This window comes from Hymenobacter amundsenii, assembly GCF_002204745.1.
Lineage (GTDB): Bacteria > Bacteroidota > Bacteroidia > Cytophagales > Hymenobacteraceae > Hymenobacter > Hymenobacter amundsenii.
In genome coordinates this window covers 56,630-63,242 of sequence record NZ_NIRR01000026.1, presented here as the reverse complement: position 1 = coordinate 63,242, position 6,613 = coordinate 56,630, and the positions used below count along the sequence as shown (strand labels likewise).

Sequence of the window (6,613 nt, the reverse complement as noted above, 5' to 3'; positions counted from 1 at the left end):
CTAGAATTTAGCGCTACAGCCAACCTAACGGCGCCGGGGTTGCCGCTACATTGTAGCGGGCAACCCGGCGCAGTTATTGCTTATACCCTCTATCAGACGCTAATTACCGCTATTTTCAAACGCAACCGTAGCAACCTTGCCGTTGGGAGTCTAGTAAGTACCAGAGCTAGGCTCGGTGAAATACCTGTTTCCGCCACTCGTATTCCTGGCACACGCCCTTTTTTATTTCCTTCCGTAACCTTTCCCTAAAATTCTTATGCTAGCAATGGAATACCGGGGCCCCAAGCGGGTCCGTGCCGTGCAGAAACCCATGCCGGAAATCAAGCATCCTCAGGATGCCATTGTGCGCGTGCTACGCGCCTGTATCTGCGGCTCCGACCTGCACCTGTACAACGGCAACATCCCCGACACCCGCGTGGGCTCCACGTTTGGCCACGAGTTCGTGGGCGAAATAGTAGATATTGGGTCCGAAGTGACTAAAGTAAAAGTGGGCGACCGGGTGATTGTCCCGTTCAATGTTGCCTGCGGCGTGTGCCATTTCTGCAAGCAGGAAATGTACGGCAACTGCCAGGAATCTAACACTGAATCCGGTGCAATTGGCGGCATTTATGGCTACTCGCACTCGGCCGGTGGTTTCAATGGCGGGCAGGCTGAGTACGCCCGCGTACCCTACGCAAATGTGGGCCCGGTTATCATTCCGGCCGATATGGACCTAGACGATGCCGTGATGCTCACGGACGTAATTCCGACTGGTTACCAGGGCGCCGAAATGGCCGGCATCCAAGAGGGCGATACGGTGGTAGTATTCGGAGCCGGCCCCATTGGCATTACGGCCGCCCGTTGCGCCTGGCTGTTTGGGGCGGGCCGGGTTATCATCATCGATAAGCAGGAATACCGCCTCGATTTCGCCCGCAACTACGCGTATTGCGAGGCCTACAACTTCGAGGAAATCGGCGACCCAGTGATGTTCATCAAGAAAATCACTGATTATATGGGAGCCGACTGCGTCATTGACGCCGTGGGTGCCGAAGCCGAAGGCAACACACTGCAAACCATTACCGGCCGCAAGCTGCTGCTACAGGCTGGCTCGGCCACGGCCCTGCACTGGGCCATCAATGCCGTGAAAAAAGGTGGCGTGGTGTCGATTGTGGGCGTGTATGGCCCAACCGATAACCTGATTCCCATCGGCAACGCCATGAACAAGGGCCTGACCATCCGGGGCAACCAGACCTCGGTGAAGCGCCTGCTGCCGCGCCTGATTGAGCACGTACAAAACGGCGTACTGGACCCCAAGGGGCTGATTACGCACCGCCTGCCGCTGGAAGAAGTGGCCGACGGCTACCGCATGTTCTCCAACAAGCTCGACAACTGCATCAAAACCGTGCTCATGCCCCCAACCGCCAACCAGTAACTGCCCCTTCCCATGAAAGATACCGCCATAAATACCCCCATCGACCCCAAGCAAATAAAGGGCTGGGGCATTGATGCCGACCCCAATAACGACCCCACTTACCCCATGCGCAAGCGCATGAACGCCGAGGAGGACCCCAACAGCAAAAGCCGCCCCGACAACCTGCAGCCCGTTGATGAGGAGGTACTGAAATCGGTGGAACGCAAGAATGTGTCGGCCGTATTTGGTACGCCCGAGCCGCCCGTCGGCCTGAGCGGCATGATCCGTCGCCAAGCCTACAAGTACCCGGAGAACCAGTATAAGCGCTGGTTGCCGCTCGTACTGGCCGACCGCGTAGATGTAGTAGAAAACATTGTACTGGACCTGGCCCATGGCAAGCTGCCTAACATCTGGGCCGAGAAAGGCTACGATATGGAGTGGAAGTACAACCGCACCGCTTTCGTGACCAAAATGGCCACTATCGGGGCCGTTACGGCGGGCTTGGTGGTATGGCTTTCTTCGGGTAACAACAAAAAGAAGAAGAGCAAGAACAAGCCTGCCGACCGTGACTACCTAAGCCGCTTCTAAAGTTTCTTAACCAGTAAAAAAGCCCCTCCGCCACACTGGCAGAGGGGCTTTTTTATTGGATTGACAGCTGTCTTGATCGTGGCTCAACCGACGAACATTCGGCTCAATTCCCGACCTTCTGGCTCCTTACTTGGCCCCCTGGATAATCTCGTCTACCACGGCCGGGTCGAGTAAGGTGGAAACGTCGCCGAGGTTGCTGGTTTCGCCCTCGGCTACTTTGCGCAGGATGCGGCGCATGATTTTCCCGGAGCGCGTTTTGGGCAGCCCAGTTACCAGCTGAATCTTGTCGGGGCGGGCGATTTTGCCGATTTCAGCTACCACGGTTTCGATAATGCTAGCCTCCACGCGGGGCTTATCGGCCTCGCCCTTACAGGCTCCCTCGCGGCAGATAATATACGCGTAGATCCCCTGCCCCTTCACCTCGTGGGGGTAGGCCACTACAGCCGACTCTACCACGTTAGGGTTCTGGTTGATGGCGTTTTCGATTTCGGCCGTGCCGAAGCGGTGGCCGCTCACGTTTATCACGTCATCAACCCGACCGATGATGCGGTAAAGGCCGTTTTCGTCGCGGCGGGCACCGTCGCCGGTGAAGTAGTAGCCGGGATAGGGCGCGAAGTAGGTTTGCACGGCGCGGTTATGGTCGCCCCAGGTGGTACGGATTATACCGGGCCAAGCCTGTTTGATGGCCAGGTAGCCCTCCTCGTTGTTGCCTTCGATTTCGGTGCCGTCCTGGCGGAGCAGTACGGGCCACACGCCGGGCAACGGCAGACCGGCGCGGGCGGGCACCGAGGGCGTGATACCGGCCAGGGCCGAAATCATGATGCCGCCGGTCTCCGTCTGCCACCAGGTATCCACGAGGGGGCAGCGGCCCTTGCCCACGTGCTCGTTGTACCAGTGCCAGGCTTCTTCGTTGATAGGCTCGCCCACCGAACCAATCACGCGTAGCGAGTCGAGCGAGTAGCTGAGCACGTTGTCGAGAGGCTCGGCCATGAGGGCCCGGATGGCAGTAGGCGCGGTGTAGAAGATGCTGACCGAGTGCTTGTCAATCACCTCCCAGAACCGGCCGGCGTCGGGGTACGTGGGGATGCCCTCGAACATGAGGGTAGTGGAGCCAGCCAGCAGCGCCCCGTAGAGCAGGTAGGTGTGGCCGGTTACCCAGCCAATGTCGGCGGTGCACCAGAACACGTCGTTTTCTTCCACCTGAAACACGTTGCGGAACGTATAATCGGCCCAGACCATATAGCCGGCGGTGGTGTGCACCACGCCCTTGGGCTTGCCGGTGCTGCCCGAAGTGTAGAGAATGAACAGTGGGTCTTCGGCCTTCATCTCTTCGGCCGGGCAGGTTTTGGCCACATCGGCGGCCTCCTCGTGGTACCAGACGTCGCGCTCCTCCTCCATCTGTACCGGCCAGCCCAAGTGCTCCACTACCACCACCTTGCGTACCGAGGGGCAGGTTTCGAGGGCCTCATCGACCACGCGCTTCACCGGAATCTGCTTGGCGCCGCGGTTGAGGCCGTCGGAGGTAATGACCAGCGTGGCCTGGGCGTCGTTCACGCGGTCGGCAATGGCCGTGGCCGAGAAGCCGGCGAATATCACCGAGTGCACCGCCCCGATGCGGGCGCAGGCCAGCACGGCAATCGACAGCTCCGGAATCATGGGCATGTAAAGGCACACCACGTCGCCTTTTTCCACGCCGTTGTTGAGCAGCACGTTGGCAAATTGGCACACGCGCTGGTGCAGCTCGCGGTAGGTCAGGCGCAGGTGGCGCTCCTTGGTGTCGTTGGGCTCGTAGATGAGCGCCAACTTGTTACCCCGGGCAGGCAGGTGGCGGTCGAGGCAGTTCTCGGTAATGTTGAGCCGTGCTCCCGCAAACCAGGTGGTTTCGCCGGCTGCCATATCCGATTCCATCACCGTGTCCCACTTACGGCGCCAGGTAAACGGCTCGGCAACAGCGGCCCAGAACTCGTTGGGATGATGAATGCTGAGGTGGTAAGCCTCGTGGTAGCCTTCGAGGGTACGGATGCGGGCGTGTTGGGGAGAAGTGGCAGTGGGCATAACGGGGTTGAATGAGTGGATTGGTGACTCGGTGAATGAGCGAATAAGTGAGTGAGTGAGTGAGTGAGTGAAAGACAGCCGTCATCCTGGGCGTGTCGTGCAGCAAGCGAGTACGGAGGATGTGGCAAGCGGGTAACTCCAGAGAACAGCTTCTTACCAGGTCTTTCGCAAGCTAGGATGACAGTGGAGGCGGTAGGTTCGTTTCGGCCCCCGGCCCTATTCCGCGCCGGGCCAGCACTTGCCGGATTTCGTCGAGGATGGCGGGGTCATCGATGGTAGAAGGTACGGGGAATTTTTCGCCGTCGGCGAGTTGGCGCAGGGTTTTGCGCAGGATTTTGCCCGAGCGGGTTTTGGGCAGCCGCGCTACCACGGCCGCCTGCCGGAAGCAGGCCACCGCCCCAATCCGCTGGCGAATCAGTTGTACCAGGGCCTGTTCAAGGTCGTTTTCGCTGAGTTCCTGCCCATCTTTGAGTACCACCAGGCCCACGGGCACCTGGCCCCGCAGCTCATCCAGGAGGCCCAGCACGGCGCACTCGGCCACGGCCGGGTGGGCGGCCAGAATTTCTTCCAGCTCGCCGGTGCTTAGGCGGTGGCCGGCCACGTTAATCACATCATCAACCCGACCCATAATGTAGCAGTAGCCCTCGGCGTCGCGGTAGCCGCCGTCGCCGGAAAGGTAGTAGCCGGGAAAAGCGTCGAAGTACGACTCCTGGAAGCGGGCGTCGTCGTGCCAGAGCGTGGGCAGGCAGCCGGGCGGTAGCGGGCGGCGCACCGTAACCAGGCCGGTGGTACCAGCCGGTAAGGGCTGGCCGGCTTCATTCAGTACCTGCAGGTCATAGCCCGGCACGGGGTGGCCAGCCGAGCCGGCGCGGGGCGGCGGCATGTCGAGGTAGCCCACCAGTGTAGCCAGCATGGGCCAGCCCGATTCGGTTTGCCACCAATGGTCGATAACGGGCACGCCCAGCAGCTCGCCGGCCCAGGCATAGGTAGCGGGGTCGCACCGCTCGCCGGCCAGAAACAGGTGGCGCAACTGGCTCAGGTCGTAGCGGCGGGCCAAGTGGCCTTCGGGATCTTCCTTACGAATGGCCCGGATGGCGGTGGGGGCCGTGAACAGCACGTTCGCGCCGTGGTCGGCGGCCACGCGCCAGAACGTGCCGGCATCGGGCGTACGCACGGGCTTGCCTTCGAAGAGCACCGTGGTACAGCCGTGCAACAGCGGCCCGTACACGATATAGCTGTGGCCCACGGCCCACCCGATATCAGAGCCCGTGAACATGGTGTCGCCGGGGTTCAGGCCGTACACGGCGCTCATGCTGTACTTGAGGGCCACCGCGTGGCCGCCGTGGTCGCGCAGCACGCCTTTGGGTCGGCCGGTGGTCCCGCTGGTGTACAGAATATAGAGCGGGGCCGCCGCGTCGAGCGCCACAGCCTCGACGGGCTCCGCCGCCAGCAGCTCGTGGTAGTCTACAAGGCGGGCAAGTTTGATCGGGCCGGCCGGCTGCTCGGCTGTTGGGCTGGGTTCCGCGTCCAGCGCGGCCACGCAGAAGTCGCGCTGGTTGACCACTACGTAGTCCGGCTGGTGGGTGGCGCGGGCCAGGGCATCCGTCACGAGGGGCAGGTAGGGAATTACGCGGTCGAACTCCATGCCGGCCGAGGCGCAGATGAGCACCCGGGGCCGGGCATCATCGATGCGAACGGCCAGCTCGGCCGGCGCGAAGCCCCCGAACACCACCGAGTGCACGGCTCCAAGCCGGGCGCAGGCCAGCATAGCCACCACCGCCTCGGGCATATTGGGCATGTAGAGGAGCACCCGGTCGCCCTCAGCCACGCCCAGCTGGCGCAGCCCCCCGGCGAAGCGGCTGGTCAGGTTCAGCAGCTCGCGGTAAGTGTAGCGGCGGACCGTTTGGGTTACGGGCGAGTCGTAAATCAGAGCCACCTGGTCGGCGCGGCCGTTCTGCACGTGGTAGTCGAGGCAGAGCCAGCTCGTATTCAGCTGCCCACCCCCAAACCAACGGTCGAAGCCGGTGCCGGGCTCCTGGCGCAGTACCGGGCGCGGCGGCTCGCGGTGCCAAGCCAGTTGGCGGGCCTGGCCGGCCCAGAATTCGGCCGGGTCGTGGCGGCTGGCGGCGTAATCGGCGGTATAGCTGGGCGTTGGCATGGGCGGGCGGGGTTAGGACGTGGCGGGCAGCAGCAGCTTCACCTGCGCCATAAGTTGGCGGGTGCTGAAGGGTTTGGTCAGGTAGAGGTCGGCCCCGGCGGCGTAGCCCTCCGCCACGTCCTCTTCCTTGCTTTTGGCGCTCAGGAAAATAACGCGGGTACCGGCCCGGTCGGGGCGCTGGCGCAGCTGGCGGCACACCTGGTAGCCATCCACATCGGGCATCATAATATCGAGAATGACCACTTCAAAGGGTGTCTGGCTAACGGCCTCCAGGGCCTCGGTGCCGTTGCGGGCAATGCTCACCTGGTAGCCCGCCTTACGCATCAAAAAATCGAGCGACATCACAATGTTGGGCTCGTCATCGACCAGGAGAATGTGCGGCGTATGAGGCATAGGAAGTAGCGTAAAATCTTCTGTCGTCC

Annotated in this window: 5 protein-coding genes; 2 read left to right on the top strand and 3 right to left on the bottom strand. The window is 61.8% G+C overall.

Annotated elements, in window-relative coordinates:
* Positions 1 to 256: 256 nt before the first annotated feature.
* Together CDA63_RS14575 and CDA63_RS14570 are read left to right on the top strand one after the other, a co-directional pair.
* Entirely contained in the window at positions 257 to 1,411 is a 1,155-nt protein-coding gene (locus tag CDA63_RS14575) for a zinc-dependent alcohol dehydrogenase (protein ID WP_088465193.1), read from the top strand.
* 12 nt (positions 1,412 to 1,423) lie between these two features.
* Complete coding sequence (locus tag CDA63_RS14570; protein ID WP_088465192.1) at positions 1,424 to 1,978, top strand: hypothetical protein; 555 nt, start codon at positions 1,424 to 1,426, stop codon at positions 1,976 to 1,978.
* A gap of 126 nt (positions 1,979 to 2,104) precedes the next feature.
* Here CDA63_RS14570 and acs read toward each other — a convergent pair whose 3' ends face one another.
* From acs to CDA63_RS14555, 3 genes are all read right to left on the bottom strand, one after another.
* Entirely contained in the window at positions 2,105 to 4,033 is a 1,929-nt protein-coding gene (gene acs, locus CDA63_RS14565) for an acetate--CoA ligase (protein ID WP_088465191.1), read from the bottom strand.
* Positions 4,034 to 4,205: 172 nt separating this feature from the next.
* Complete coding sequence (locus tag CDA63_RS14560; RefSeq protein WP_088465190.1) at positions 4,206 to 6,191, bottom strand: AMP-binding protein; 1,986 nt, start codon at positions 6,189 to 6,191, stop codon at positions 4,206 to 4,208.
* 12 nt (positions 6,192 to 6,203) lie between these two features.
* Positions 6,204 to 6,584: a response regulator transcription factor gene (locus CDA63_RS14555; protein ID WP_088465189.1), complete on the bottom strand. Its 381-nt coding sequence runs from the start codon at positions 6,582 to 6,584 to the stop codon at positions 6,204 to 6,206.
* Between the last annotated feature and the right edge of the window lie 29 nt (positions 6,585 to 6,613).

Bases quoted from the DNA above. Each gene is read 5' to 3' on its own strand.
- CDA63_RS14575 (WP_088465193.1), top strand. From the start codon at position 257: ATGCTAGCAATGGAATACCGGGGCCCCAAGCGGGTCCGTGCCGTGCAG.
- CDA63_RS14570 (WP_088465192.1), top strand. From the start codon at position 1,424: ATGAAAGATACCGCCATAAATACCCCCATCGACCCCAAGCAAATAAAG.
- acs (WP_088465191.1), bottom strand. From the start codon at position 4,033: ATGCCCACTGCCACTTCTCCCCAACACGCCCGCATCCGTACCCTCGAA.
- CDA63_RS14560 (WP_088465190.1), bottom strand. From the start codon at position 6,191: ATGCCAACGCCCAGCTATACCGCCGATTACGCCGCCAGCCGCCACGAC.
- CDA63_RS14555 (WP_088465189.1), bottom strand. From the start codon at position 6,584: ATGCCTCATACGCCGCACATTCTCCTGGTCGATGACGAGCCCAACATT.